The sequence below is a fragment of the Georgenia sp. Z2081 genome (genome assembly GCF_055326445.1).
This window is the reverse complement of the sequence record NZ_JBUZNK010000006.1, coordinates 143,735-167,864: the sequence shown is the minus strand read 5'-3', so window position 1 is coordinate 167,864 and position 24,130 is coordinate 143,735. Positions and strand designations below refer to the sequence as shown.

Below are 24,130 nucleotides of genomic sequence, written 5' to 3'. Positions count from 1 at the left end.
GATGCCCCCGCCCGACCGGGCGGGGGCATCGGCGTGTCTGGAGGGCGTACCGGGGGACGTCCCGCGGTCGCGCCCGCCCCTCGCGACGGTGGGTGGAGGCCTCCGGGTCCGCGCACCGCTCACGACGGCGGGTGGAGGCCTCCGGGGCCCCGCACCCAGCCGGCCGCGACCAGCGCGCGCTCGGCCGGACCGGCCCCGTGCGTCCCGGCGGGCGGCGCGCCGTCGACCTGCCGGAGCGTGGCACGGGGCAGCCGACCGTCGCGCGCCTGGGCCGCGAGCGCCGTCGCCGCGGCCGGGAGTGCACCCGGATCAGTCGTGAGCGTGAGGAGCGACCGACCGCCGCGCTCGACGAACAGCGCCGGCACGGCGTCGACGAGCACGACGAACGCCCCCGGGCGCCGGGAGGGACGCAGCCCCTCGGTGGTCGGCCACGGCAGCGCGGCGCCGTACGGGTTCGCCGGGTCGGAGGCGGCGAGGACGTGAAGGACGGGCGCGTCGGTCGTGGCGCCCGGTCCCGACCCGTCCCGGCCCACCTCGCGGAGCGTGGCGAGCATCGCCTCGAGCGCGAACTGGGCGCCGCCGAGCCCGTCGACCACGTACCCGCGCCGCACCTGCCCGGCGTCCTCGAGCCGTCGCAGCACCTCGTAGGTGGCCGAGAACCCTCCCGGCAGCTCATCGACCCCCGACGAGTCGCGCGTGAGCACGCCGTGCGTCTCCACCAGCTGCGCCACCCGCGCGGCGAGGGCGACCGTCGGGTCCGGCTCGACGACCGAGCGGCGCACGAGCGACCACCTGCCGGCGAGGTCGCTCGGAGCGGCGGCGAGCGTGGAGCGTGGCCGGACGGCGGCGGTCGCGCGTCGCCGGAGCCCCCCGCGCATCGGCCGCGGCGGACGGGACGCGGTCCGGGCGCGGAGGGGCCCGCCCACCTGGGCGGCCCGGCTCCGGACGGCGGCGAACGTGTCCGACGTGACGATCCCCGAGGTCGCGAGCCACCACAGCGCCTCGCCGACCACGGCGGCGTCCGGCGGAGGGGCGTCCGGCGGAGCGGTCTCCGGAGCGACGGCGCCGGGAGGAGCGGTGCCCGCAGACGTGTCCGGGGGGACGATCTCCCGCGCGGGCTCGCCGAGGTCCCAGGGGTCGCCGGCGTCCGGCGCCGCCACCGCCGCGACCAGGTCGGACAGCGTGCGGGAGCCGCCGTCGGACAGCGCCCGCACCACCGACCGCAGCAGCCGCTCCGTCGGGAGGTGCTGACCGGGGCCCGGCTCGCCGGTCGGCGCCGACCAGGAGTCGCCGGCCGGTGCGAGGTCCGCGACGGCGTCGGCGGGCAGCAGCACCACCTGGTCCGGCGTCGCGGGGTGCGTGCGGGGCCCCCGGGCGACCCAGACGACCTCCCCGCCCGCGACCAGCTCGTCGAGCGTGCCGGGCCGATAGCCCGGCACGCGGCGGGGCAGCACGTGCGTCTCGAGCCCGACGAGCGGGAGCGGCCGGCCCGCGAGCCGGTCGATCGTGTCCAGGAGCGCGGCCTCGACCTCGGCACCGTTCGCGTCCCGTGGATTCGGCCCGGCACCCTCCGCCGCCACCCCGTGCCAGCGCAGCGTCGCGCGGGCGAGCACCGTCGGGTCGACGGCGTCGACCTCGCCGCGCAGCAGAGCCAGCGAGCGGCGCCTGATCCGCCGAAGCACGTCGGCGTCGACGAGCTCGAGCATCTCCGCGTGCCCGGTCACGCGACCGGTGACGAGCACCTCCTCGGCCACGAGCCGGTCCAGCGGCGCCCGCAGCGTCCCGACCGGCAGCCCGTACCGGGCCGCGACGTCGGCGGGGGTGAACGGACCGTGCGTGCGGGCGTAGCGGCGCAGCAGGTCGCCGAGCGGGTCCGCTACGTCGGCGAGGAGCTCGTCCGGGACGCCGTCGGGCAGGTCGACGCCCAGTGCGCCGCGCATGCGGCCCGCGTCCTCGGCCACCACCAGGTGCGGCTCGCCGCCGACCGCCACCTCGAGCACGCGCTCGGCCCCCACGAGCGCCTCCGCGACCGCCTCGACGTCGGCGGGCTCCTCGAGCCTCTCCGCCAGCTCGCTGCGCGGCAGCGGGCCCAGGCGGCGGACCAGGTCGACCGCCCCCTCGGCGTCGCGGGCCCGGGCCGCCTCCGTCAGCAGGCCGACCTCCGCGGCGACCTCCGCGACGGCGCGGGGGTCGAGGACGTCGACGAGATCTGCGGTGTCGCCCCCGAGGAGCTCGGCGAGCAGCGAGGTGTCGAGCGCGAGGGCCGCCGCGCGGCGCTCCCCGGGCGGCACGTCCTCGCCGTAGAGGAACCGCGCCGTGTAGCCCATGAGCAGCGAGCGCGCCCAGGGCGACGGGCGCGGGGTCGTCACCTCGACGACCCGCACGCGGCGCGCGGCGATCGCGGCCATGAGCTCGGTCAGCGCGGGGACGTCGTAGTCGTCCTGGAGCGCCTCGCGCACCGCCTCGAGCGTCATGGGGAACTCGGGGTACCGCGACGCGACCGTGAACAGGGCCGCGGCCCGGTGCCGCTGCTGCCACAGGGGCTGCCGCCTGCCCGGGAAACGGCGGGGCAGCAGGAGCGCGCGGGACGCCGCCTCGCGGAAGCGGGCGGCGAGCAGCGGCGAACCGGTGAGTGCGTCGACGACCCGGGACCGGACGTCGCCGGGATCCACGAGGAGGTCGCCCGGTCCGAGCTCCTCGGTAGCGCCGGGCGGGAGCCGCAGCACGATGCCGTCGTCGGCCGCCTGCGCCTGGGCGTCCGCACCCGTGCGCTCGCGGAGCGCGGCGGCGATCAGCAGCGCCCACGGCGCGTTGACCCGGCGGCCGGCGAGGCAGTGGACGACGATCCGCCAGTCGCCGAGCTCGTCGCGGAAGCGCTCGACGACGATCGTCTCGTCGTCGGGCACGGCGCTGGTGGCCTCGCGCTGGTCGGCGATCCAGGCGCCGATGCCGGCCGCCGTCTCCGGTGCCAGGGTGAGGCCCTCGGCGTCGGCGGTGCTCGTCGCCGGCCCCGGCCGGTCGGCGCTGGACGTGCCCGCGTTCCCCGTCCCGTCGGCCGGTGCCGGCCACTCGCGCACTGTCCTGCCGATCTCGGCACCGAACGTGGCGGGGCGGCCGAGGGTGTCGCCGAGCCAGAACGGCAGGCGGCCCGGCCGGCCCGGGGCGGGGGTGACGAGGACGCGGTCGGCGGTGATCGTCTCGATCCGCCAGGTGGAGTTGCCCAGGGTGAACGTGTCCCCGACCCGGGACTCGAAGACCATCTCCTCGTCGAGCTCGCCGACCCGCCGCGCGCCGGTCCCCTCGCCGCCCGAGAGGTAGACGCCGAACAGGCCGCGGTCGGGGATCGTGCCGCCGGAGGTGACGGCGAGCCGGGCCGCCCCGGGCCGCGCGCGCAGGAGGCCGGCCGCGCGGTCGTGCACGAGCCGGGGTCGCAGCTCCGCGAACTCCTCGGCCGGGTAGCGCCCCGACAGCATGTCGACCACTGCGTCGAAGGTGGCCTCGCCGAGGTCGGCGTAGCTGGCCGCCCGACGTACCCGCGTCAGCGCCTCGGCGGGGGAGAGGTCCTCGACGGCGACCATCGCCAGGAGCTGCTGGGCGAGGACGTCGAGCGGTGTGCGCGGGAGGGACGTCTGCTCCACCTCGCCCGCGAGCGCGCTGCGCGCCGCGACGAGGGTCGGCAGCAGCTCCGCGCGGTGGACCGGCAGGAGCACGCCGCGGGAGGTGCCGCCGACCTGGTGTCCCGCGCGGCCGACCCGCTGGACGGTGGACGCCACCGTCGGTGGGGCGCCGATCTGCACGACGAGGTCGACCTCGCCCATGTCGATGCCGAGCTCGAGGGTCGAGGTGGCGACGACGCACCTCAGCTCCCCGGACTTGAGGGCCTCCTCGGCGATCCGGCGCTCGGACGGACTCATCGACCCGTGGTGGGCGCGGGCCAGGACCGGCGTCAGGCCCAGCGAGGTGCCGGACTGGCCGGGCACCGTCGCGGGCCACACCTCGCCCTCGCCCTCGACGCCCGCACCGCCCCGTCGGCGGTCGTGCTCCTCGTTGACCTGCGCCGCCAGCCGCTCGGCGAGCCGCCTGGAGCCGACGAACACGATGGTCGATCGGTGCGACTCGACGAGGTCGACGACGCGCGCCGCCACGTGCGGCCAGATCGACGGCGGCTCGGGGCGACGCCCGGGACCTGCGGCGTCGTCGGGTGCCGCGGTGTCGTCGGGTGCCGCGGCATCCTCGGGCGCCGTGGCGTCCGGGGCGCTCCCGGGCGGCGGTCCCGGCGCCGCGAGGTCGGGCACCGGGAGCTGCACGTCGAGCTCGAGCCGCCGCGGCGAGGGCGGGGCCACCACGCGGACCGGCCGTCCGCCGTCGTCGAGGGAGCGCTCGCCCGCCAGCGCGCGGGCCACCTCCTCGGCGGGGCGCACCGTGGCCGAGAGGCCGACGCGCTGGACCGGGACCGGCGTGAGCGCGTCGAGCCGCTCGAGGCTGAGGAACAGGTGCGCGCCGCGCTTGGTGCCCGCGATCGCGTGGACCTCGTCGACGACGACGGTCCGCACGTGCGTGAGCGCCTCTCGCGCCGCCGAGGTGAGCATGAGGAACAGCGACTCGGGCGTGGTGATGAGGATGTCCGGCGGGCGCGTGACGAGGCGACGGCGCTCGGCCGGCGGGGTGTCCCCGGTGCGCACGCCCACGCGCAGGTCGGGCAGCTCGGCGCCGGTGCGGGCGGCCTCCGCGCGGATGCCGGCCAGCGGCCGGGAGAGGTTCCGCTCGACGTCGAACGCCAGCGCCTTGAGCGGGGAGACGTAGAGGATGCGGGTGCGCTGCGCCGTGTCCGGGACCGGCTCGGCGAGCATCTCGTCGATCGCCCACAGGAACGCCGCCAGGGTCTTGCCCGACCCGGTGGGCGCGACCACCAGCGCGTGCTCGCCGGAGGCGATCGCGTCCCACGCGCCCGACTGCGCGGGGGTCGGGGCCGCGAAGGCGCGCTCGAACCACGCGGTGGTCGCCGGTCCGAACGTCACCGGGACATCGTGGCAGGCAGGTCCGACGACGAGGTGCCGGGGCGCCGCTGCCGGGGCGCCGCTGCCGGGGCGACGCCGGAGCCGGGGCCGCTCCCGGGTCCGCGGTCGGCCCTTCGTCGTGCGGGCCGGCCCCGCGTGCGTCGTCGGTCTCACCGGCGCGTCCGCCGCTGCCGGGCCGGGGCCGCGGTGACACCCTGGTGCGGTGAAACGATCCGAGTTCGCGGCCGTCGCGCGCGAGGTCCTGGGGGAGGCGACGGCGTCGTCCTACCTCGCGGACCTCACGCTGGCCGGCGTCGGCTACCGGACGGCCGAGGAGGCCCTCGAGCAGGGTTACCGGCCGCGGGACGTGTGGGACGCGGTCGTCGACGAGCTCGGCCTGGACGCCTCGACGCGCTGGCACCACCGCCGCGAGCTCGACGAGTAGCCGCTCGCAGACCCGTGGCGACGCGCACGGCGTGTCGGAGGCGCTCGAACATCTGTTCGTCGTAGTGTGCTCCACAGGTGACGACGACTCCCGCTCGTCCACAGGCCAGTGGTGGGCGGGAACGGATGTCGGTGGTCGGACATAGCGTCATCCCAGGCAGCGGCCCGGAGAGGGACCCGCCCTGACAAGGCCAGCCCGTGACCGTCCAGACGGGGCGCCCAGCGTCCCCCAGCCAAGAGGTGAGAGTTCATGCCCGCTCCCGCAGCAGACCGCAGCAAGGCACTCGAGGCCGCGCTCAGCCAGATCGACCGCCAGTTCGGCAAGGGGTCCGTCATGCGCCTCGGCGACGAGACGCGACCCAAGGTCCAGACCATCCCCACCGGCTCCGTCGCGCTGGACGTCGCGCTCGGCATCGGCGGCCTCCCGCGCGGCCGGATCGTCGAGGTCTACGGCCCGGAGTCCTCGGGCAAGACGACCGTCGCCCTGCACGCCGTGGCCAACGCCCAGCGCGCCGGCGGCATCGCGGGGTTCATCGACGCGGAGCACGCGCTCGACCCCGAGTACGCGAAGAAGCTCGGCGTCGACACCGACGCCCTGCTCGTGTCGCAGCCGGACACCGGTGAGCAGGCGCTCGAGATCACCGACATGCTCATCCGCTCCGGCGCGCTCGACATCGTCGTGGTGGACTCGGTCGCCGCGCTCGTGCCCAAGGCCGAGATCGAGGGCGAGATGGGCGACAGCCACGTCGGCCTGCAGGCCCGCCTCATGTCGCAGGCGCTGCGCAAGATCACCGGTGCGCTGTCCGCGTCGGGCACCACGGCGATCTTCATCAACCAGCTCCGCGAGAAGATCGGCGTGTTCTTCGGCTCGCCCGAGACCACCACGGGCGGCAAGGCGCTGAAGTTCTACTCCTCGGTGCGGCTCGACGTCCGCCGGATCGAGACCCTCAAGGACGGCACCGATGCGGTCGGCAACCGGACCCGGGTCAAGGTCGTCAAGAACAAGATGGCGCCGCCGTTCAAGCAGGCCGAGTTCGACATCCTCTACGGCCAGGGCATCTCCCGCGAGGGCGGGCTCATCGACCTCGGCGTGGAGCAGGGAATCGTGCGCAAGTCCGGCTCCTGGTTCACCTACGAGGGCGACCAGCTGGGCCAGGGCAAGGAGAACTCCCGGCAGTTCCTCAAGGACAACCCGGAGCTCGCCGAGGAGATCGAGAAGAAGATCCTCGTCAAGCTCGGCATCGGCGAGGCGGCGCCGGAGCCCGAGGTCGCCGAGCCGATCGGGACCGACGAGCCGATGGCACCAGTCAAGGCCCCCGCCGCTCGGAAGGGTGCGGCCGCCGACCGGGCCGAGGTCCCGGTCTCGTTCTGAGCCGGGGACGACGGTCCGTGAGCCGTTCGCGGCGCGACCCGGCCCCCGAGCCGCACGGTTCGGGGGCCGGGTCGTCGGCGGCTGAGCCGGTCGGCGCCGGGGCGTCGGCGGCCGAGCCGTCCGCGGAGGACCCGCTCGAGGCCGCGCGGGCCATCGCGCTGCGATCACTGGCCGGGGCGCCGCGCACGCGGGCGCAGCTCGCCGAGAAGCTCGCGGCCAAGGGCGTCGAGGTCGGCGTCGCCGAGACACTCCTCGACCGACTCTGCGCCGTCGGGCTCGTCGATGACGCCGACCTGGCCGACCGCCTCGTGCGCACGCGTCACTCCGAGCGTCACCAGGGACGCCGGGCGATCGCCGCCGAGCTGCGCCGCAAGGGCATCGACGAGTCCGTGGCCGCTCGTGCCCTGGACCAGCTGGACGAGGAGGACGAGGTGGCCGCCGCCACCGCCGTCGCCCGGGCCCGCCTGCGCGCCACCCGCGGCCTGGCCGCCGAGGTTCGCCACCGCCGCACGATCGCCGCGCTCGGACGCAAGGGCTTCTCCGGCGACGTCGCGCGACGCGCCATGCGCAGCGCGCTCGCGGAGGAGGATCCTGCCCAGGACGACCTCGGCGAGGACGACCTCGGCGAGGACGACCTCGGCGGGCCGGACGGGGACGTCGAGGTCCACTGACAGAGATGTCGATCCTCTCCGACGGGCGGTGCGCGGCGGCGAAATTGTCCCGCCGGGGTCCGATTGGGTACGGTCTGGCGCCGACGGCCTCCGTCCCCTGCCCGCACCCCCAGCGAAAGGCCCCCATGCGCGGCCGCGCCCGCCTGCTCCCGACGACGACGGGCGCCGTAGTCCTCGCCATGGCCCTCTCCGCCTGCGGGGGAGGGGACGACGATCCGACCGGTGCTGCACCACCGCCGCCGGCACCCCCGGCGGCACCCGAGGGGCGGTCGGAGCCTGCCTCCGAGCGCGACGCCGCGACGACCACCGCGCCCGGCCCGGGCGACAGCGATGCCGGCGCGACCGCCCGGATGCCGTCGGGTGTGACCGCGGTGCTCGTGCAGACGCCCGACCTCGGCCTCACCGGGATCGAGTAGGACGCGGGCACCGTCGTCACCGCGTTCGACCAGGAGGTCTCCGTGCCGCGGACCGCGACGGTCGACACCCTTCCGGTGGACGTCGCCGAGGAGGTGCTCGCCGAGCACCCCGGCAGCGAGACGGAGCTCGGCGACGTCGACGAGGTCCTGGCCGCCGACGGCGAGACCTTCGCCGTCGCGGTCGTCCGCGTCGACGACCCGCGCTGGGAACCGGTCGACGACGAGCTCGAGTCGTACGAGGTCACGGAGAACGTCGTCCGGGTCGAGGGGAGCGAGGTCGACCTCGACCTCGAGCTCACGCCCGGGGACCAGATCACCCTCGTGGCGTCGGTGCCTGTGGGCGCGGCGCCCGAGGACGTCGTGCTCGAGAGTCTCGCCGACGGCGTGCGCCAGGAGCTCAGCTTGATCGACGGGACGCGGACCGCGTCCGTCGTCGAGGACATCTACGCGCGGCCGACCGAGGTGGAGGTCGGCGACGGTGCCTCCTGGAGCCACGACTACGACACCCGGTACGGCGCGATGACCCAGACGGGCCAGCTGACGGGCGGCGTGCTCACCCCGTTCGTCCCCGAGGTCGGCTGGGCGAACCCGGGCCACGTCTACCTCGGCGTCGACGTGACGACCCGGGAGCCCCCCTCCCCGCACTACGACGAGTCGACGATCCGACTCCGGCTCGCGGATGGCTCGACGGTCGAGCCCGAGACGAACACCGGCGGATCCGACGGCCCGTTCACGCGGCGGGTCTGGTTCCAGCTCCCGGTCGACGCGACGGAGGCCGTCGTCGAGGTCAGCATCGTCATCGGGCTCGGCGGCGACATGTACGACGTCGCCGTCTCCGAGGTCCCGCTGACGCTGGCGGGCTCGGTGGCGGGCGAGGAAGAGTCGGGCGGCGGGTCCGCGAGCTAGTCGGCGTCGATCGTCAGCGCCGGTTCGTGCCGTTTGGCCTGCGCGACGGTGCGCGGGTCGAGGAACGTCGCCAGCCGGCCGGTGACGGCCGTCAGGGCGTCTGTCGCGGCCGGTCGGGGATGTCCGGGTTCGGCTCGAGGGTCACGCGTGCGACGGCGGCCTCGACGGCGGCATCCGGCTGACCCGGGGGTGCACCTCGGCCGGAGGTGAGGGAACCCACCCGGCGGGCCGCCAGCTCGGCGATCTTCGTGAGGATGAAGTTGATGATGATGAACAGCACCGCCGCCACGAACAGGGACTGGAGGATCGGGAACGGGCTGCCCGAGCCGAGCAGCCGGGAGTTCCGCAGCAGCTCGCTGTAGGTGATGATCGAGCCGAGCGCCGAGTCCTTGAGGATGACGACGAACTGGCTCACGAGCGCCGGGAGCATGGCGATGAGGGCCTGCGGCAGCTCGATGTGCTGGATCGACTTGCGCCGGGTCATCCCGATGGCCAGGCCGGCCTCGCGCTGGCCGCGGGGCAGACCGTGGACGCCCGAGCGGACGAGCTCGGCGATCACGGCCCCGTTGTAGAGGGTCAGCGCCGCGACGACCGCGACGAGCGGGGCCATCGACGGTGAGACCCAGCCGGTGGAGCCGAGGAGGAACCAGCCGGCGACCATCATGATGAGCACCGGCACGGCGCGGAAGAACTCGACGACCACACCGCAGAACCAGCGCAGGACGGGGTTGGACGCGAGACGGCCGACGCCGAAGAGCGTGCCGAAGATCATCGCCAGCACGACGGAGTAGGCGGCCGCGACCAGGGTGTTCTGCAGGCCCGGGAGGAAGTAGTACTGCCAGGAGCGGGCCTCGACCATCGGGGCCCACAGCTCGGCGCGGAACTGGTCGTTCTCGTACATCGTCCACAGTGCCCAGGCGCCGATGCCGAGCACGACGAGGGTGCCGATGACGTTGCCGACGAGGATGATCCGCCGGCCGCGCGGGCCCGGGGCGTCGAAGAGGACCTGGTGCGAGCTCATCGGGCGACCGCCAGACGCTGGGAGAGGTACGTGGTGAGCAGGCCGATCGGGATGACGATGACGACGAAGCCGATCGCGACCGTGAAGAAGATCGCCAGCACGTAGTTGGCCTGGTTCTCGATCATGGCCCGCATGAGCTGGGAGACCTCGGACACCGACGCCGCCGCGGCGACCGTCGTGTTCTTGATGAGGGCGATGAGCGTGTTGCCGAGCGGCGCGATCGCACCCCGGAACGCCTGCGGGAGGATGACCAGGCGGGCCGCCGGGAGGAACGACAGGCCGATCGCGCGGGCGGCCTCGGCCTGCCCCACCGGCACCGTGTTGACCCCCGAGCGCAACGCCTCGCAGACGAACGACGCGTGGTAGACGCCGAGCGCGAGGACGGCCAGCCAGAAGAAGTTGACCTCGAAGGTCCGGGAGAACTCCAGGCCGAGCACCGGCCACAGCACGAGCGCGGCGAAGACGATGATGATCGTCAGCGGTGTGTTGCGGACGAGCGTGACGTAGAGGGACCCGGCCCACCGCATCGTGGGGACGGGTGAGATCCGCATGAGCACGAGGATCACGCCGATGAGCAGGGCGATGAGCGCCGAGAAGAAGGCCAGCCGGAGGTTGACGAGGTACGCGTCGAGCAGGTCGTAGCTCGAGAGGATCTCGAGGTAGTCGCCCACCGGTCACCGCCTTTCGGTCGTGGGGAAGGGGGAGCGGGTGGGGGCGCCGGGGGCGCCCCCACCCGTCGTTCGTGCCGGGAGACCGGCTCAGCTGCAGGAGTCCAGCTCCGGGGGGTTGAGCGACTCGTCCGGCGTGAAGCCGGTGCCCTCCGTGTTGGCGGTGACGGCCTCCTCCCAGGCGCCGTCGTCGATCATCGCCTGGATCGCCTCGTTGATCTGCTCGCACGTCTCGGTGTCCCCGTCCGGGATGCCGACGCCGTAGCGCTCCTCGGAGAAGGGGCTCCCGGCCACGGCGAGCGCGCCGCTGCCCTCGTCGGCGGCGAGGCCGGCGAGGATGATGTCGTCCGTGGTCACCGCGTCGACCTGACCGCCGATGAGGTACTGGATGCACTCGGAGTAGCCCGGCTGCTCGATGAGCTGGACGCCCTCCGAGTACTCGTCCTGCACGCGCTGGGCCGAGGTCGAGCCGGAGACCGAGCAGAGGTTGAGTCCGTCGAGGGACTCCGGGCCGGTGATCGTCCCCTCGTCGTCGGAGCGGATGAGGAGGTCCTGCCCGGCCACGAAGTACGGGCCGGCGAAGTCCACGACCTCGTCGCGCTCGTCGGTGATCGAGTAGGTCGCGAAGATCATGTCGACCTGACCGTTCTGCAGCATGGTCTCCCGGTTGGCCGAGATCGCCTCGACGAAGGTGATCTGGTCCGGCGAGTACCCCATGTGCTCGGCCACGTAGTGCGCGACGTCGACGTCGAACCCGGTGAACTCGCTGCCGTCCTGGTACCCGAGGCCGGGCTGGTCGAACTTGATGCCGATGGTCAGGCCCTCGCCGTCGGCGGCTCCGGCACCACCGTCCGTCGAGGTCTCGCCGCCGCCGTCCTCGCCGGTGTCTCCACCGGTGTCGTCGCCGGTGTCGGCGCCGTTGTCGCCGCCTGCGTCGCCGCCCTCGTCGGGGGCGTCGGAGGTGCAGGCTGCCAGGAACGTCCCGGCCGCCAGCAGCGCTGCCGCGGTCGCGTATCTGGTGCGTCGCATGGGATCTCCAGGTGTCTCGAGCGTCCGGCCGGCCGGGCGGCCGGCCGGTGGGGTGGTCGGTGGGGTGGTCGGTGGGTGAGAACTCGGTGGGTGACTAGTCGGTGATGAGCTTGGAGAGGAAGTCCTTCGCCCGGTCCGAGCGCGGGTTGGAGAAGAACTCGGTGGGCGTGGCCTCCTCCACGATGAGACCGTCGTCCATGAAGACGACCCGGTCCGCGGCCTTCCGGGCGAAGCCCATCTCGTGGGTGACGACGATCATCGTCATGCCGGACCTGGCGAGCCCGGTCATGACGTCGAGGACCTCGTTGATCATCTCGGGGTCGAGGGCGGACGTCGGCTCGTCGAAGAGCATGACCTTGGGGTCCATCGCGAGTGCCCGCGCGATGGCCACCCGCTGCTGCTGCCCGCCCGAGAGCTGGGCTGGTCGCTTGTGGGCCTGGTTGGCCACGCCCACGCGCTCGAGGAGCTCCATCGCCCGTTTCTTCGCGTCCGCGGTGCGGATCCCCTTGACCTTGGTCGGCCCGAGCGTGACGTTGTCGAGGATCGACCGGTGGGCGAAGAGGTTGAACGACTGGAACACCATGCCCACCTCGGCGCGGTGCTTCGCGAGCGCCTTGCCCTCCTCCGGCAGCTCGTTGCCGTCGACGAGGATGCGGCCGGAGTTGATCGGCTCGAGCCGGTTGATCGTCCGGCACAGCGTGGACTTGCCGGACCCCGACGGGCCGATGACGACGACCACCTCGCCGCGTGCCACCTCAAGATTGATGTCCTTGAGCACGTGCAGGTCGCCGAAGTACTTGTCGACGCCCCGCATGGACACGAGCGGGACGTCGGACTCCGGGACCGCGTCGGCGCGGTCCCGGTGTGTGGTCTCGGTCATGCGGTGCACCATACGGCCACGGGTGGGTCCGACATGTGACACGAAGGTCACGAGACTGCAACGATGCAGGTGGAGCGTGGTCGCGTGGTCGCGTGGTCGCGGCACGGTGCAGCCGTCGAGAGGTACTCCACGGCCGCTCAGCGGGCGGAGTGCGGTCGCCGGGCCGGGCTCGGTCACCGGCCGGAGCCCGGGGCCTGTGCGGTCAGTCGGCGAACGCCTTGGCGAGGGTGATCATGCGCTCGCGGAAGTCGTCCGACGCCGGGGCGTGCCGCGCGGCCTCGAGCGCGTTGAGCACGAGCCGGACATGGGTCCACGCCCCCACCCGGTCGGGGTCGAGGCCCGCCGCGTCGGCGACGACGTCGGCGCGCAGCCGGACGTGGGTGCGCGGCGACCAGGCGCGCGCCGTCTCCTCGGCACGGTTCCACACGATCGGGGCGACGCCGAACGCCGGCTCGGCGGCGACCGGCTTGGGGTCGATGGCGAGCCAGGCGCCGCGGGCGGCGTCGAGCGGGGCGAGCACGTTCGCGTCGTGCAGGTCCTCGTGGACCATGCGGGGCTCGGGAGCGTCGGCGAGCAGGTCGTCCAGCTCGGCGCGCGCCTGCACCGCGAGCCGGTGGGGGACGAGCGCGGAACCGGCGAGAAGCGTCTCGCGCCAGCGGTCGGCGCGGGCGGCGACCGTGGCCAGCCGGGGGTGTGCGGGCCGGTCCAGGGCGCGCAGCAGCCGGCCGACGACCTCGCAGGCGTCGAGCACCGGCTCGGCCGTGAGCGGCCGGCGGTCGTCGAGCCGTTCGAGGAGCAGGACCTGGGCGGAGGGGTCCGCCGCGAGGAGCCGGACGGCGGCCTGACCGCCCCAGAGCCGGAGCGCGAGGTGCTCGTGCCGGGCCTCCTCGTGCGGCCAGGTCACCTTGAGGACGGCCCTGCCCGACGGCGCCACGACGGGCACCACCAGCGCGTTCTCACCGTGCATCGCGGGGCCGTCCGCGGTGAGGCCCCACCGCGCGCCCGCCCCGGCCACCAGGCGGGGCAGGCCGGCGAGCCACCGGTCGCCGTGGACGCCGTCCGTGCCGAGCGCAGGGTCGGGGGCCCGGCCGGTGACGGTCGCCGTCAGTCCGGGCGGGATGTCGACCACATCGGCACGCTACCCGCGCCGCCCCGGCCCGGCCCGTCGCCGGCGCTCCTAGGATGAACGGGATGAGCACCACCGTCCCGGCCCCGGAGCGCACCTACCACGTGCGCACGCTCGGCTGCCAGATGAACGTCCACGACTCCGAGCGGCTGTCCGGGCTCCTCGACGACGCCGGCTACCGCCCGGTGCTCAGCGTGCCCGAGGCCGCCGCCCGCGCGACCCGTGCGGGTGACGAGGGGGCCGACGTCGTCGTGCTCAACACGTGCTCGGTGCGCGAGAACGCGGCGAACAAGCTCTTCGGCAACCTCGGGCAGCTCGCCGAGGTCAAGCGGACCCGGCCCGGCATGCAGATCGCGGTGGGCGGGTGCCTCGCCCAGCAGATGCGCGAGGAGATCGTCGAGAGGGCCCCGTGGGTCGACGTCGTCCTCGGCACCCACAACCTCGACGTGCTCCCCGCCCTCCTCGAGCGGGCCGCCCACAACGACCGTGCCGCCGTCGAGATCGAGGAGTCCCTCAAGGTCTTCCCCTCCACGTTGCCGACGCGCCGGGAGTCCGCGTACGCCGCCTGGGTGTCGATCTCGGTCGGGTGCAACAACACGTGCACGTTCTGCATCGTGCCCTCGCTGCGCGGCAAGGAGCGCGACCGGCGGCCGGGCGAGATCCTCGCCGAGGTCGAGGCGGTCGTCGCGAGCGGGGCGATCGAGGTCACGCTGCTCGGCCAGAACGTCAACTCCTACGGGGTCTCCTTCGGGGAGCGCGGCGCGTTCGCCGACCTCCTGCGGGCCACCGGGGCGGTCGAGGGGCTCGAGCGGGTGCGGTTCACCTCACCCCACCCGGCCGCGTTCACGGACGACGTCATCGACGCGATGGCGAGCACCCCGGCGGTCATGCCCTCGCTGCACATGCCGCTGCAGTCGGGCTCCGACGCCGTCCTGCGTCGCATGCGCCGCTCCTACCGGTCGGCGAAGTTCCTCGGCATCCTCGACCGCGTGCGTGCAGCGATGCCGGACGCCGCCATCACCACCGACCTCATCGTCGGGTTCCCGGGCGAGACGGAGGAGGACTTCGCCGCCACGCTCGAGGTCGTCGAGGCCTCCCGGTTCTCCTCGGCGTTCACCTTCCAGTACTCGCGCCGCCCGGGCACCCCGGCGGCGGACTACCCCGACCAGGTGCCCGCCGAGGTCGTCACCGAGCGCTACCAGCGCCTCACCGACCTGCAGCGCCGGATCTCGACCGAGCTGGGCCAGGAGCAGGAAGGACGCACCGTCGAGGTCCTCGTCGCCGAGGGCGAGGGCGCCAAGGACGCCGCGACCGGACGCGTCACCGGTCGGGCGGCCGACAACCGTCTCGTCCACGTGGCCCTGCCGGACAACCTCGCCGAGGTCGACCGGCCGCGGCCCGGGGACATGGTCACCGCGAGAGTCACCCACGGCGCGCCCCACCACCTCGTGGCGGACTCGGCGCTGACGGGCGGCACGTTCGCCGTGCGCCGCACGCGGGCCGGGGACGCGTGGGAGGCGCGCGAGAGCGGCGGGCACGATCACGGCGGCGCGACCGCGCTCGGCCAGCCGGTGTCCCTCGGCATGCCGACCCTCAGGCGGGCCTGAGCATGGGCGGGGCCACGACCGACGAGGGGAGCACGGCCCGACCGTCCCGCGACGGGTCGGCGGGGGTCCCCACGGACGGCGGCGCGGAGACGTCCGCCGACCGCCCGGTCGCCGAGGGGTTCGTCGTCGCCGTCGTCGGGCCGACCGCGACCGGCAAGTCCGAGCTCGCCCTCGACCTCGCGGAGCAGTTCGCCGCCGAGCTCGCGCTCGGCGCCCCCGAGCTCTACGAGATCGTCTCCGCCGACGCCGCCCAGCTCTACCGCGGCATGGACATCGGTACCGCGAAGCTGCCCGCCGATCAGCGACGCGGGCTCGTGCACCACCAGATCGACGTGCTCTCACCGTCGGACGTCGCCTCCGTCGCCGCCTACCAGCGCGCCGCGCGGGCCGACATGGACGCGATCATCGCCCGTGGCCGTCGGCCCGTCGTCGTGGGTGGGTCCGGCCTGTACCTGCGGGCGCTGCTCGACGACGTCGAGCTGCCCCCCACCGACCCCGACGTCCGTACCGCGATCGAGGAACGGGCCGAGCGGATCGGCGCGGCCGCCCTGTTCGCCGAGCTCGCCGAGGCCGACCCCGACGCCGCCGCGGACATGGATCCGGCGAACGTGCGCCGCACCGTGCGCGCGCTGGAGGTCATCGAGCTCACCGGGGAGCCGTTCTCCGCCCGCTCCCGCCCCCCGCGCTACCTCCGGCCGACCGTCCAGGTGGCGATCGACGTCCCCCGTGAGCAGCTCGATGCCCGCATCGAGACGCGCGCGAACGCCATGGTCGCGGGCGGGCTCGTCGAGGAGACCCGGGCCCTCGACGCGGCCGGCCTGGGCCGGACCGCCGCGCGCGCCGTCGGCTACGTCGAGGCGCTCGCCCACCTGAGGGGCGAGCTCCCGCTCGCCGACCTGCCGGCCGCGATCGCCCGCTCCACCCGTCGGCTCGCGCGCCGGCAGGAGACCTGGTTCCGCCGCGACACCCGCATCACCTGGGTGCCCGCCGACGCCGATCTCGTCGTGGCCGCAGCGACCGCGGTGGGGCAGGGCTGGCGGACGCTCGGCAGACCCTGACGGACCGCGGCGCCGCGCCGTACGCGGCCCGACCTACGCTGGGGGCATGACGCCGGAGGACCGCCGCACCGCCCTCGCCCGCCTCCGCGGGACCACGGTCACGCTGGGGCACGGCACGGAGAACGACTTCGTCCTCATCGACGACCCAGATGCGGCCACGGACCTCACGCCCGAGCAGGTCCGCGCGCTCGCCGACCGGCGCGGCGGGATCGGCGGGGACGGCGCCATCCGGGTCGTCCGCACCGAGGCGCTCGCAGCGAGCGACCCGACCGCCGCACGCATCGCCGCCGAGGAGCCGGGCGTGACCTGGTTCATGGACTATCGCAACGCCGACGGCTCGGTCGCCGAGATGTGTGGCAACGGCGTGCGCGTGTTCGTCGCCCACCTGCGCGACCGCGGCCACGTCCGGCTCGAGCACGGTCAGACCGTCCGGGTCGGGACCCGCGGCGGTGTGCGGGAGGTCCGGCTCGTCGGCGAGGAGTACGCCGTCGCGATGGGGCGCTTCGGGTTGCCCGGCGGCGACCGGGCGCTCGCCGAGGGGACCGACGTCGCCGTCGTCGTGCCCGGCCTGCCCGGGACCCGCGGCGGGCTCAGGGTGACGATGCCCAACCCCCACACCGTGGTCGCGCTGCCGAGCACCGAGGACCTCGCCGGAGCCCGGCTCGCGCTCGGCGAGGTCGAGTACGCGCCCGAGCCACCCGAGGGAACGAACCTCGAGCTCGTCGTGCCCGGTGTGGAGGAGGTCGGCGCGCACGGCCGGGTCGGCACCCTGACCATGCGGGTGCTCGAACGCGGGGTGGGGGAGACCCGCTCCTGCGGGACCGGCTGCTGCGCGGCTGCGGTCGCCGTTCGCGCGTGGGCGGGTGCCGGCGCCCCCGACCGGTGGCGCGTGTCCGTGCCGGGCGGCACCGTGCACGTCGACATCGCGCCCGACGGCGAGGTCACGCTGACCGGACCGGCGGTCCTGCTCGGCGATCTCACGCTGCGCTGAGACGGGACGGCCCGCGCGCCGCCCGCCGGACCGGCGCCGACCGGTGGCCGGATCGGCGGCGGGATCAGGAGACGCCGGCGGCCGCCCGGCCGGCGACGACGAGGATCCGGAACCCCTTCGAGCTGCCGAGGCGCTCCACCGCCCAGCCGCGTTCGTCGGCGAGCCACCGGTGCAGCGAGTCCGCACCGAGGTTCTTGCCCACCACGAGGTGCGCGAGGGCGCCGGGGGCGAGGCGGGGCAGCCACAGGTCGAGCAGGTCGTGCAGAGCCTGCTTGCCGACCCGCACGGGCGGGTTGGACCAGATCGCGTCGACCCGCCCGTCCGGCCCCAGCCGGTCCAGCGCGTCGTCCGGGGACAGCGCGAGGGTCCGCCCGTGACCGGCGGAGCCCGCGTTGCGGGCGGTGAGGTCGAGCGCGCGTCGGTTGACGTCGACGGCGAGGACGTCCGCGCCCGGCGAGGCGTCGGCCAGGGCGAGCGCGATCGGCCCCCAGCCGCAGCCCAGGTCGAGCAGCGTGCCGGCGGGCGGCGGGTCCGGGACCTCCTCGAGGAGGACGGCCGTGGCCTTGTCCAGGCCCCCGGCGGAGAAGACCGAGCCGCCCGTCGTCACGGTGTGCGGCCGGCCGCGCAGGGTGACGTCACGGCTGCGCAGGTCGGCGGGCGCCGTGTCGTCGGGGGAGAAGTAGTGCGCGGCGTCCACAGGCGCCACCGTACCCAGGCCGTCCACAGCCCACGGCGAAACTCCTTGGGGGCGGCGCCGGACCGTGGGACCATGGACGCCCCGAGACGAAGGACCACATGACCCACCCGAGCACCCCCGGCGCGCCGCACGAGAACCAGGCCGAGGACGTCGTCGCGCGCATCCTCGCCCGCTCCGGCACCGCGCTGCAGACCGCCGCGGACGAGGGGACCAGCCACGACGGCGACCAGCTCGACCGCACCGAGCGTCAGGCGCTCTCCCGCGTCGCCGGGCTGTCCACCGAGCTCGAGGACGTCACCGAGGTCGAGTACCGGCAGCTGCGGCTCGAGCGGGTCGTGCTCGTCGGACTCGCCACGTCGGGAACCATGGCCGAGGCCGAGGTCTCCCTGCGCGAGCTCGCGGCGCTCGCCGAGACGGCCGGCTCGGTCGTCCTCGACGGGCTGCTCCAGCGTCGCCCGCACCCGGACCCGGCCACCTTCCTCGGCTCGGGCAAGGCCGCCGAGCTGCGCGACGTCGTCGCCTCGGTCGGTGCGGACACGGTCGTCGTCGACTCCGAGCTCGCCCCCTCCCAGCGGCGCGCGCTCGAGGACGTCGTCAAGGTCAAGGTCGTCGACCGGACCGCGCTCATCCTCGACATCTTCGCCCAGCACGCGAAGTCCCGGGAGGGCAAGGCGCAGGTCGAGCTCGCCCAGCTCGAGTACCTGCTGCCGCGCCTGCGCGGCTGGGGCGAGTCGATGTCCCGGCAGGCCGGTGGACGCGTCGCCGGCGGTGAGGGCATCGGCTCGCGCGGACCCGGCGAGACCCAGATCGAGCTCGACCGGCGTCGCATCCGCACCCGCATGGCGCGCCTGCGCCGACAGCTGCGGGACATGGCGCCGGCGCGCAGCACGCGGCGCTCGAGCCGACGGCGCAACCACACGCCCGCCGTCGCGATCGCGGGGTACACCAACGCCGGCAAGTCCTCGCTGCTCAACCGGATCGCCGGCGCCGGGGCGCTGGTCCAGAACCAGCTCTTCGCCACGCTCGACACGACCGTTCGGCGCGCGAGCACCCCCGAGGGGCGCGAGTACACGCTCACCGACACGGTCGGGTTCGTCCGGCGGCTGCCGACCCAGCTCGTCGAGGCGTTCCGCTCCACGCTCGAGGAGATCGCCGAGGCCGACCTGCTCCTGCACGTGGTCGACGCCGCGCACCCGGACCCCGTCGGTCAGGTCGAGGCCGTCCACGCGGTGCTCGCCGAGATCGAGGGCGCCTCCGACGTCCGCGAGATCATCGTCCTCAACAAGTCCGACCTCGCGGGCGAGGCCGAGCTCATGGCCCTGCACACGCGGTTCCCCGGTGCGCACGCCGTCTCCGCCTACACCGGCCAGGGCATCGAGGAGCTGGCGCACGCGATCGGGCGGGAGCTCGCCGAGGTCGCCCCGATCGGCGAGACGATCGAGCTCACCGTGCCGTTCGCCCGCGGGGACCTCGTCGCCCGCGCCCACTCCGACGGCGAGGTGCTCGACGAGCGGTGGACCGCCGAGGGCACCGAGCTGCGCGCGCTGGTCGACCCGGCGCTCGCCGCCGACCTCCGCGCGGCCACCGGGGCGTGAGCGCGCAGGAGACGACCGATGGCGCCGATGCGCACGGACCGCCCGAGAGCGCCGTCGCGCAGAAGACGACCGATGGCGCCGACGCGCACGGACCCGCCGAGGGCGCCGAGGACGAGGCGCGCGCGCTCGACGTGCTCGACGCCGTCGTCACCGGCTCCGGCGGCAGCCGGCGCCACGGTCAGCGCGAGATGACCCGGCGCGTGGCCCGGGCCGTCGCGGGCGGCGAGCGGCTGCTCGTCCAGGCCGGGACCGGGACGGGCAAGTCGTTCGGGTACCTCGCGCCCGTGATGACCCACGCCGTCGCCGCCGGCGAGCGCGCCGTCGTCTCGACCGCGACGCTCGCGCTCCAGCGCCAGGTGCTCACCAAGGACGCCCCCGCCGTGGCCGACGCCATCAAGGAGCGCACGGGCACCCGCCCCGAGATCGCCCTGCTCAAGGGCTGGCACAACTACGTGTGCCGGCACAAGGTCGACGGCGGCTACCCCGAGGAGGAGGAGCCGACCCTGCTCGCCGCGCCCGCGACGACCGCACCCGCCGGGCAGGGTGCGCGCGGCCCGCTCGGTGAGCAGGTCGTGCGCGCCCGGGAGTTCGCGGCGAGCAGCGAGAGCGGGGACCGCGACGAGCTCCTGCCGGGCGTCTCCGACCGCGCGTGGCGGCATGTCTCGGTCACCCGGCTCGAGTGCCTCGGCCGGTCGTGCCCGCAGTGGAACGAGTGCTTCGCCGTCCTCGCCCGCGAGAAGGCGGCCGCCGCCGACGTGGTCGTCACCAACCACGCCATGCTCGGCATCGCCGCCACAGGCTCGCCGGGCGTGCTGCCCGAGCACGACGTCCTCGTCGTGGACGAGGCGCACGAGCTCGCCGGCCGTCTGCGCAGCCAGGGCACCGTCGAGCTGAGCGTCGGCGTCGTCGAGCGCGTGGCGCGGGTCGTGCGCGCCGAGAACGGCGCCGCCGAGGACCTCACGCGGGCCGCCGGCGACCTGCGCGGCGCCCTCGAGGTCCTGCCCGCCGGCCGCATGCCCGACGGCCCGGGCGAGCTGCTCGGCGGCGTCGTGGCCCTCGTCGGGTCCGCCGCCACCGAGGCCGCCCGGTCGCTGGCCGGGGAGGCGGGCTCGCCCGACGGGGCCGGCGGGCGCGTGGCGGCGCGGTCGGCCGCCGTCGTCCTCGCCGAGGTGTGCGAGCGGTTCGTCTCGGGCGGCGTCGCCGCGCGCGCCGACGTCATGTGGTGCGACCGGGGCCGCGACGAGCTCGACCCGCCGCGCCTCCAGCTCGCCCCGGTCGAGGTCGCGGAGCGCGCGGCCACGCACCTGTGGGACGACCGGGGCGTCGTCGCGACGTCGGCGACGCTCACGCTCGGCGGCGAGCTCGCCCCGATCGCGACCCAGCTCGGCCTCTCGCGCGGCGCGCAGTGGGACGGCGTCGACGTCGGCTCACCGTTCGACTACGGCCGGCAGGCCATCCTCTACACGCCGACGCACCTGCCGCCCCCCGGCCGGGACGGGACCGCCGAGGCGACCCGCGCCGAGCTCGTCGACCTCGTCACGGCCTCCGGCGGGGGCGCGCTCGGCCTGTTCTCCTCGAGGCGGGGGGCCGAGGAGGCCGCCGAGGTCGTCCGCGACCGCACGGACCTGCGCGTGCTCTGCCAGGGCGAGGACTCCCTGCCCGCCCTCGTCGAGGCCTTCGCCGCCGACGACGACGCCTGCCTGTTCGGCACCCTGTCGCTCTGGCAGGGCGTGGACGTGCCGGGCCGGGCCAACCGCCTCGTCGTCATCGACCGGATCCCCTTCCCGCGGCCCGACGACCCGATCGCGCAGGCGCGCAGCGAGGTCGCCCAGGCTCGTGGTACGAGCGGGTTCATGGCGGTCTCCGCCACCCATGCCGCGCTGCTGCTGGCCCAGGGTGTCGGCCGGCTCGTCCGCGCCACCTCCGACCGTGGTGTCGTCGCCGTCCTCGACCCGCGGCTCGTCACCGCCAGGTACGGTGGCTACCTGCGGGCCTCGCTGCCACCGATGTGGCCGACGAGGGACGGCGAGGTCGTGCGCGCGGCCCTTCGCCGGCTCGCCACGACGACGTAGCCTGGCGCTGCACCCGCTGACGCTTCCCAGGAGGACCAGTGACCGAGCCGCAGCGCGACCAGCCCGAGACCGTCCGGACCGGCGGAGCGCCCGCAGGTCGCGATCCGCAGGAGCGGGAGGGACAGGTGCCCCCGGGCGACGCGCACGCCGCCGATCCCCGCGTCACGGCGCCGCCGCCCCGGACCTCCGCCGACCTGCCGAGACGGGCCAGCCGCGTGGCCGTCGTCGGCGCCGGCGCCGTCGGCTCCGCGATCGCCTACGCGATGCTCCTGCGGGGCTCCGCCCGGGAGGTCGTGCTCTACGACATCAACGCCGACAAGGTCAACGCCGAGGTGCTCGACCTCGCGCACGGCATCTCCTTCACGCCGATGAACAGCGTGGGCGGCGGGGACGACATCTCCGTGTGCGCGGACGCCGACGTCGTCGTCATCACCGCGGGGGCGAAGCAGAAGCCCGGTCAGTCGCGGCTCGACCTCGCCGGCGCGACGATCGACATCATGCGCACGCTCGTCCCGCAGCTCGTCGAGGTCGCCCCGCACGCTGTCCACCTCATGGTCGCCAACCCCGTCGACGTCGTCACGCAGGCCGGGCTCGCCATCTCCGGTCTCGGCCCGAACCAGTTCTTCGGCTCGGGCACCGTGCTCGACACCTCCCGCCTGCGCTACCTCGTGGCCCGGCGGGCGGGCGTGGCCGTGCAGTCCGTGCACGGCTACATCGCCGGCGAGCACGGCGACTCCGAGGTGCCCATGTGGAGCTCCGCCACGATCGGGGGCATCCCGGTCGAGGACTGGCCGGCGGCCACCGGCACCGACGTGCTCGACCAGGCCGACCGCGACTAGATCCGGCACGAGGTCGTCCACGCCGCGGACACCATCATCCGCGGCAAGGGGGCGACGAACTACGCCATCGGGCTGTCGACGGCCCGGATCATCGAGGCGGTCCTGCGCGACGAGCACCGCGTCCTGTCGGTCTCCAGCCGCCTGCCCGACGTCTACGGCAGCGGTCCGGTGTGCATGTCGATGCCGACGATCATCGGACGCGACGGGGCCGGGCGGACGCTCACGCTGCCCGCCTCTCCGGCCGAGCAGGCGTCGCTGCTCGCCTCGGCCGAGTCGATCCGCGCCGTCGCGGCGCGCTTCGGCTTCTAGGGTGTCCTTCACTGGCTCGGGGAGGTCGTTGAAGGGCCCGATGCGTGCCTCGAACCGGGTAGTTGACCGTTGCGCACCGGGAGCGGATCGATCCGCTGATGCTGCTGGTGCCCGGCCAGGGCGGCGGTTCCCCGGTTCTCGGCCCGTGCGGCAGCAGGCTCAGGACTCCGCACTATCGGCGGCCACGAGAGCGAGGTCATCGGGATCCGGGGCGAAGATGTCCTCGATGGGCACCCCGAGGACGGCCGAGAGCCGCATCGCGATCTTCAGCGTCGGCTCGTACCGCCCGTTCTCCAACGAGACGATGGTCTGCCGGGACACGCTGATGCGGCCCGCGAGCGCAGCCTGGCTCCAGCGGCGTTCTGCGCGGAGCACGGGGAGGCGGTTGGTGATCATGCATCGCCCTGCGGGCGATCCCAGACGAACGCGACCATCCACACCAGTGCGGCCGTGACGGCCGGGACTGCGGCGGTCAGCCTCGGCAGGCCGGCGAACGCTTCGAGCAGGGCATAGCCCAAGCCGGCCACGACGACGAAGAGCACGGCGACCAGGGCTGCACGTGCCGCGTCCTGCCGCTCAACTCCTTCGGTGTCGGTGCGCAGGAGCGCGCGTACCGTCGTCGCGGTCAGGACCAGCAGTCCGAGGATCGCGGCGGCCGCCAGCGACCATCCCACCCATGGTTCCAGCGAGCCGAGCGTCGGTAACGCGACCGCTGTGATCACGCTGGCGAAGAGCAGAGCGGTGCCTGCGGTGACCGCGACCCATTCAGAGGGACACAGTTTCTCCTTCTTCATGCCGTCGAAAGTACAGCGAACTTCACTAAATGACAAGTGCACTTGTCATTTAGTGAAGTTCGCTTGTCTGTGCGGATCTGGGGATGTGGAGCGTGCAGGGATGGCGGTGAGGTCGTCGGCGGTGGCTGCGGTGACGCCGTCCTCGATCTCGCGCGGGCCGTCGACCTCGAGAGCACGGCCGCTGTGCCGCAGCGGGCGGGCCGGTTCGTCTCGCCTCGGCTCCCGCAGCCTACGGACGTGGGCCACGTCGGCGGAGGCGGTGCGTCTCGGCCCTTGGTGGCCGGTGTGGAAGCGGCACTGCAGGTTCAGCGCCCATGGCGCCCCGGGCGTGATCCACGCGGTGGTGCCGGCCGAGGCGGACGCGGCTGACGACATCGACCGGCCGGTCCAGCGTGGAGTCCGCGGTCACTGGTGCCCATCAGCGCGCCACCAACCTTCCGAGGCGCACAGGGTGCGCTGTCGTCCTGGTCGGACCTGCTGATCGATCCCGACGACGATGCGATCGGACGCTCTCGCGGCGGGCTGGGGGTGAAGATCCGCCAGCTCTGTACTCCTCGCGCGATCCGCTCCTGTCTGCGCGAGCATGGGATCGGCGCCGTCGTCCCACGCGCCGTCGCTCTGTGGCTCGAACGGTGACG

General features: G+C 74.6%; 19 protein-coding genes and 1 pseudogene. 11 read left to right on the top strand and 9 right to left on the bottom strand.

Annotation, left to right across the window (positions count from 1 at the left end; genetic code table 11):
- Positions 1-119: 119 nt before the first annotated feature.
- Complete coding sequence (locus tag ACZLKG_RS10125) at positions 120-5,018, bottom strand: DEAD/DEAH box helicase (RefSeq protein ID WP_463648650.1); 4,899 nt, start codon at positions 5,016-5,018, stop codon at positions 120-122.
- A 202-nt stretch (positions 5,019-5,220) separates the two neighbouring features.
- Here ACZLKG_RS10125 and ACZLKG_RS10120 point away from each other — a divergent pair, with 202 nt between their 5' ends.
- The 5 genes from ACZLKG_RS10120 (at position 5,221) to ACZLKG_RS10100 (ending at position 8,806) form a co-directional block, all read left to right on the top strand.
- A complete protein-coding gene (locus tag ACZLKG_RS10120; RefSeq protein WP_425708732.1) occupies positions 5,221-5,442 on the top strand; it encodes a DUF3046 domain-containing protein in 222 nt (73 codons plus the stop codon).
- A 249-nt stretch (positions 5,443-5,691) separates the two neighbouring features.
- A complete protein-coding gene (gene recA / locus ACZLKG_RS10115) occupies positions 5,692-6,813 on the top strand; it encodes a recombinase RecA (RefSeq protein ID WP_425708731.1) in 1,122 nt (373 codons plus the stop codon).
- Between the two features lie 17 nt (positions 6,814-6,830).
- On the top strand, positions 6,831-7,484 hold the full coding sequence (locus ACZLKG_RS10110; protein WP_425708730.1) for a regulatory protein RecX: 654 nt from the start codon (positions 6,831-6,833) through the stop codon (positions 7,482-7,484).
- 125 nt (positions 7,485-7,609) lie between these two features.
- Positions 7,610-7,900, top strand: a complete 291-nt coding sequence (locus ACZLKG_RS10105) for a hypothetical protein (protein WP_425708729.1) — start codon at positions 7,610-7,612, stop codon at positions 7,898-7,900.
- 42 nt (positions 7,901-7,942) lie between these two features.
- A complete protein-coding gene (locus ACZLKG_RS10100) occupies positions 7,943-8,806 on the top strand; it encodes a hypothetical protein (RefSeq protein ID WP_463648649.1) in 864 nt (287 codons plus the stop codon).
- A 91-nt stretch (positions 8,807-8,897) separates the two neighbouring features.
- On the opposite strand, the gene ACZLKG_RS10095 is transcribed toward ACZLKG_RS10100, so the two are convergent.
- The 5 genes from ACZLKG_RS10095 to ACZLKG_RS10075 form a co-directional block, all read right to left on the bottom strand.
- Entirely contained in the window at positions 8,898-9,827 is a 930-nt protein-coding gene (locus ACZLKG_RS10095; protein ID WP_425708727.1) for an amino acid ABC transporter permease, read from the bottom strand.
- Positions 9,824-10,498, bottom strand: a complete 675-nt coding sequence (locus ACZLKG_RS10090; RefSeq protein WP_463648647.1) for an amino acid ABC transporter permease — start codon at positions 10,496-10,498, stop codon at positions 9,824-9,826. Before ACZLKG_RS10090 ends, ACZLKG_RS10095 begins: the two co-directional genes overlap by 4 nt.
- Positions 10,499-10,585: 87 nt before the next feature.
- Positions 10,586-11,524 carry a glutamate ABC transporter substrate-binding protein gene (locus ACZLKG_RS10085; protein ID WP_425708725.1) on the bottom strand — a complete coding sequence of 313 codons (939 nt, stop codon included), beginning with the start codon at positions 11,522-11,524 and terminating at the stop codon, positions 10,586-10,588.
- Between the two features lie 94 nt (positions 11,525-11,618).
- On the bottom strand, positions 11,619-12,404 hold the full coding sequence (locus ACZLKG_RS10080) for an amino acid ABC transporter ATP-binding protein (RefSeq protein ID WP_425708724.1): 786 nt from the start codon (positions 12,402-12,404) through the stop codon (positions 11,619-11,621).
- A 202-nt stretch (positions 12,405-12,606) separates the two neighbouring features.
- A complete protein-coding gene (locus ACZLKG_RS10075) occupies positions 12,607-13,533 on the bottom strand; it encodes an aminoglycoside phosphotransferase family protein (RefSeq protein WP_463648646.1) in 927 nt (308 codons plus the stop codon).
- Between the two features lie 62 nt (positions 13,534-13,595).
- Here ACZLKG_RS10075 and miaB point away from each other — a divergent pair, with 62 nt between their 5' ends.
- Genes miaB through dapF form a run of 3 tightly spaced genes read left to right on the top strand, consistent with a single transcriptional unit; the run spans position 13,596 to position 17,186 of the window.
- Positions 13,596-15,137 (top strand): tRNA (N6-isopentenyl adenosine(37)-C2)-methylthiotransferase MiaB, encoded by a 1,542-nt coding sequence (miaB, locus tag ACZLKG_RS10070; RefSeq protein ID WP_425708722.1) that lies wholly within the window; start codon positions 13,596-13,598, stop codon positions 15,135-15,137.
- A complete protein-coding gene (miaA, locus tag ACZLKG_RS10065) occupies positions 15,134-16,195 on the top strand; it encodes a tRNA (adenosine(37)-N6)-dimethylallyltransferase MiaA (protein WP_463648695.1) in 1,062 nt (353 codons plus the stop codon). The genes miaB and miaA overlap by 4 nt, the downstream gene beginning before the upstream one ends.
- A 46-nt stretch (positions 16,196-16,241) precedes the next feature.
- Positions 16,242-17,186 carry a diaminopimelate epimerase gene (gene dapF, locus ACZLKG_RS10060; protein ID WP_463648645.1) on the top strand — a complete coding sequence of 315 codons (945 nt, stop codon included), beginning with the start codon at positions 16,242-16,244 and terminating at the stop codon, positions 17,184-17,186.
- Between the two features lie 64 nt (positions 17,187-17,250).
- On the opposite strand, the gene ACZLKG_RS10055 is transcribed toward dapF, so the two are convergent.
- Complete coding sequence (locus ACZLKG_RS10055) at positions 17,251-17,883, bottom strand: class I SAM-dependent methyltransferase (RefSeq protein WP_425708719.1); 633 nt, start codon at positions 17,881-17,883, stop codon at positions 17,251-17,253.
- A 98-nt stretch (positions 17,884-17,981) separates the two neighbouring features.
- Here ACZLKG_RS10055 and hflX point away from each other — a divergent pair, with 98 nt between their 5' ends.
- From hflX to ACZLKG_RS10040, 3 genes and pseudogenes are all read left to right on the top strand, one after another.
- Complete coding sequence (hflX, locus tag ACZLKG_RS10050) at positions 17,982-19,478, top strand: GTPase HflX (RefSeq protein ID WP_463648643.1); 1,497 nt, start codon at positions 17,982-17,984, stop codon at positions 19,476-19,478.
- A gap of 188 nt (positions 19,479-19,666) precedes the next feature.
- Positions 19,667-21,550, top strand: a complete 1,884-nt coding sequence (locus ACZLKG_RS10045; protein ID WP_463648694.1) for an ATP-dependent DNA helicase — start codon at positions 19,667-19,669, stop codon at positions 21,548-21,550.
- Between the two features lie 194 nt (positions 21,551-21,744).
- Positions 21,745-22,698 (top strand): annotated as a pseudogene (locus ACZLKG_RS10040) (L-lactate dehydrogenase).
- A 159-nt stretch (positions 22,699-22,857) separates the two neighbouring features.
- Here ACZLKG_RS10040 and ACZLKG_RS10035 read toward each other — a convergent pair.
- Positions 22,858-23,094, bottom strand: a complete 237-nt coding sequence (locus ACZLKG_RS10035) for a helix-turn-helix transcriptional regulator (RefSeq protein WP_425708716.1) — start codon at positions 23,092-23,094, stop codon at positions 22,858-22,860.
- Entirely contained in the window at positions 23,091-23,492 is a 402-nt protein-coding gene (locus ACZLKG_RS10030; protein WP_463648641.1) for a hypothetical protein, read from the bottom strand. Before ACZLKG_RS10030 ends, ACZLKG_RS10035 begins: the two co-directional genes overlap by 4 nt.
- Positions 23,493-24,130 lie beyond the last annotated feature (638 nt).